This is a genomic window from Rhodococcus sp. P3_B8, assembly GCF_056402775.1.
The window spans coordinates 1-3,768 of the sequence record NZ_JBFUGT010000461.1 but is presented as its reverse complement, the minus strand read 5'-3'; the positions used below and the strand labels follow the sequence as shown (position 1 = coordinate 3,768).

Annotated in this window: 3 protein-coding genes; 2 read left to right on the top strand and 1 reads right to left on the bottom strand. The window is 68.7% G+C overall.

The window, feature by feature from the left end; all coding sequences use genetic code 11:
* Positions 1–91: 91 nt before the first annotated feature.
* Entirely contained in the window at positions 92–1,135 is a 1,044-nt protein-coding gene (locus AC1D1G_RS42875) for a helix-turn-helix transcriptional regulator (protein ID WP_477956673.1), read from the top strand.
* Positions 1,136–1,172: 37 nt separating this feature from the next.
* Here the strand turns inward: AC1D1G_RS42875 and AC1D1G_RS42870 are convergent, their stop codons facing one another.
* A complete protein-coding gene (locus AC1D1G_RS42870; RefSeq protein ID WP_283352430.1) occupies positions 1,173–3,200 on the bottom strand; it encodes an elongation factor G in 2,028 nt (675 codons plus the stop codon).
* Positions 3,201–3,338: 138 nt separating this feature from the next.
* Between AC1D1G_RS42870 and AC1D1G_RS42865 the strand changes: the two genes are divergently transcribed.
* Positions 3,339–3,768: SRPBCC family protein (locus AC1D1G_RS42865; protein ID WP_477956672.1), on the top strand; the 430-nt coding region annotated here is incomplete at its 3' end.

Sequence of the window (3,768 nt, the reverse complement as noted above, 5' to 3'; positions counted from 1 at the left end):
GACATACTGCGACGGTAGGACCGGTGCACCCCGCTGCCCATCCCCGGAATCTGGGATGGCGGTGTGCCTGTGACCAGCGCATACTGTGTTCATGCTGGAGGTCCGGGCGGAAAAGCTGCGCCGGGAGGTGCTCGCGGTCGCGGGATCGGGCGCCGGTGTCACGCAGCTGCACGAGCGCGCCATCGAACTGGTCGGTGAGACGGTGCGCAGCGACCTGACGTGCTGGGCGATGCTCGACCCGGAGACACTCGCGATCAGTTCGATGACCAGTGGGCGCAGCCGGATACCGCAGCAGTACGAACCGCTGCTCGCCGAATCCGAGTACAACGGCGACGATCCGGGCACGTTCGCCGAACTCGCCCGCAGTGGCCGAACCGTCGCGCGGGCCTCGGACCTACCCGCGGACGAGGTCGCGCACAGCCTCCGCCACGGCGCGGTGTGGGCGCCGCTGGGGCTGGGCAGCGAGGTCCGAATCGTGTTTCGCGTCAATGGCGTGTGCTGGGGTGCAGCCGGATTCGTGCGGTCCGGGCCGGATTTCACCGACCGTGAGCTCGAGTTCCTCACACTCGTGGCTCCCGGCTTGGCGGTCGCGACGCGGGCCGCGTCCGTACACCCCCCGGCGGTCTCCGGTCGCGGCGACCAGGGTCCCGCGGTAGTGGTCACCGACGCCGCCGGCGATCCGATTGCGCTCACGGCCGCTGCCCGCGGCTGGCAGGACCGCTTCGACGAGGTCGCCCCGGGCAGGCTGACCGTGGTGTTGCGGGCCGCGACGTTCGGGGCGCGGTCGAGCGGGTCGGGGATCTTCAAGGCGCGGGTGCGCGACGCGGAAGGTGGCTGGATTCTGGTGCGCGCCACGGCCTTGATCGGCGGCGACGAACCGCAGACGGTGGTCACCCTCGAACCCGCCGTCGACGGCGAGCTGACGGGACTGCTGCTCGCGGCGTATGCGGTGACCGCACGCGAGCGTGACGTGTGCGCCGATGTGATGGCCGGCTACGCGACATCCGAGATCGCGGACCGCCGCGGCATCACGGTGAACACCGTCCAGGACCACCTGAAATCGGTGTACGGGAAGGCCGGGGTCCGCAGTCGCGCGGAACTCGCCGCTCGGCTGCGGACCGGTCGAGAGCACTAGCGGCGGCTCACGAACCGGCCCCGCCCTCCACGGCGACTCAGCGCGGTTCGGGCCGCTCCTGGTAACACTTGAAACTCAGTGCGAGACGGCCACGCCCGTGTGTCATCGAGCGCAGGGCGACCGGATAGTCGGTGACCTCGCTCGTCGGCACCGACGCGATCACGGTGACCTCGCCGTCGCCTGCCGGTTCGGTGCCCTCGATCTGGCCGCGGCGCCGTCCGAGATCCGCCATCACGTCACCCTGAAGCGCCGACGGCACCGTGACTTCGACGTGGTCGACGGGTTCGAGGACGAGGGTGCCCACCTTGTCGATGGCCGCACGGAGGGCGAGTGCCCCCGCCATCCGGAAACTGAAATCGTCGGAGTCGACCGAGTGATGCTTGCCGTCGAGAACGGTGGCCCGCAGGTCGACGAGCGGAAACCCGTGCCGGCCTCCGCGTCCCATCGATTCGGCGATCCCCTTGCCGACCGCGGGGATGAGGGATTTGGGTATCACGCCACCGCGGGTCTCGTCGACGAACTCGTAGCCCTCGTTGCGGGGGAGCGGCTCGAAGCGGACCGTCGCCACCCCGAACTGGCCGTGGCCGCCGCTCTGCTTCTTGTGGCGGCCCTCCGTCTCCACGGCGCCGAGCAGCGTCTCGCGGTACGCGATCTTGACAGGTTCGGTCTGGAGGGTGATGCCGTACCGCCGCTTCAGCCGGGTCAGCGCGACCTGCACGTGCACGTCGCCGGCGCCCCGGACCACCGTCTGGTGGGTTTCGCTGTCGCGGGTCACCTCCAGCGTCGGGTCGTCGCTGACGAGCTCGGCGAGGGCCGTCGCCAGTTTGTCCTCGTCGCCCGCGCTCTCGGCGGCCACGGCGATCCCGTAGACGGGACGCCGGTGCACGATCGGAGGCACGGTGAGGGACGAGCCGATCGGGGCGAGGGTGTCGCCTGTCGAGACGTCGGTCAGCTTGATGGCGCCGACGATGTCGCCTGCTTCCGCGGTGTCGATCGCCGTGTGTTTGCTACCGAGGACGCGAAGGAGGTTGTGCAGGCGCTCCTTCGCGCCGGTGCGCTGGTTGACGAGAATGTCGTCGGCGTGCACGGTGCCGGACAGGATCTTCACCAACGCCACCTGCCCGACGTATTCGTCGGTTTGCGTCTTGAAGACGTACGCGAGCGGGTCGCCGGACGGATCGCACCGCACCTCGGCGACCCCGTCGCCGTGAACCTCGATGCCCGGGACCTCCGACGGTGCGGGCGCGATCCGGCACACGAAGTCGAGCAACCGGTCGACGGCGATCGCATCGACAGCCGACCCGCACAGCACCGGCCACAGCGAGCCCGCCGCGAAACCCGCGCGGAGCGCGTGCTCGAGTTCGGCCACGGAGATGTCCTCCCCGTCGAGATACTTCGAGAGCAGGTCGTCCTCGATCTCGACCACGTCCTCCACGAGATGCTCGTGCTGTTCGTGCTCGCGGTCGGCGATGTCGACGGGCAGTTCGTCGCTCGTGTTCGCGGACCCGCTGTCGTAGAGGATGACGTGCTCGGTGAGGAGATCCGCGACCCCGGTGAACGCCGACGCCTCGCCGACGGGCAGGTCGACCGGCTCGACCCCGGACCCGAAATGGTCGCGGATCCCGGCCAGGACGACGTCGAACGACGCCCGCTCCTTGTCCATCTTGTTCACGAACAGGATGCGCGGAATGGAACGCTCACCGGCCGCCTGCCACAGCAATTCGTCGTTCACCTGCAGGCCGCTGACGCCGTCGATCACGAACACGGCGACGTCCGCGACCCGGAGCGCGGTCATCGCGTCGCCGACGAAATCGGCGTAGCCCGGCGGGTCGAGCAGGTTGATCCGGTAGTCGCCCCACGAGAAGGAGGCCAGGCCGAGCGCCAGCGACTGCGTGCGGTCGTGTTCTTCCGGTTGGGTGTCGAGCACGGTGTTACCGCTCTCGACGCGTCCGGGCCGGGTGACGACACCGGCGCGGAAGAGCATCGCCTCCGCGAGCGTCGTCTTCCCGTTACCCTGATGTCCCATCAGAGCGATATTGCGGATCAGATCCGTCTCGGTCGTCACTGCTACCCCCACCACAGCACTGTCGTTGGGTCGCTCCCGACGATACCGCGCGAGCGACCGCCGGTGAGGCGTTATCTTCCACCTGGACAGGTGGGCGCGACCCCGTTCCACCACACCCGACACCGAATGGAGACCGGCATGGCTTCGGACGACTTCCTCGTCGAGCGTTCCACCGTCATCGATGCGAGCCCCGACGCCGTTCAGCCGCTCCTCGACAACTTCCGGCTGTGGCAGTCGTGGTCGCCGTGGGAGAACGTCGATCCCGACCTGAAGCGCACGTACTCCGGCCCGGCCTCGGGTGTCGGCGCTGCCTACGCCTGGGAGGGCAATCGCAAGGCGGGGGCGGGGTCGATGGTGATCACCGAGTCGGTGCCCGGTTCGAAGGTCGTGCTCGACCTGAAGTTCCTCAAACCGTTCAAGGCGGACAACGTCACGACGTTCCTCCTCGAACCGAACAGCGCCGGGACCACCGTCCGCTGGCAGATGACCGGCAAGACCAACCGCTTCTTCAAGATCGTGGGCGTCCTCTTCCCGATGGACAAGATGGTGGGCAAGGACTTCGAGAAGG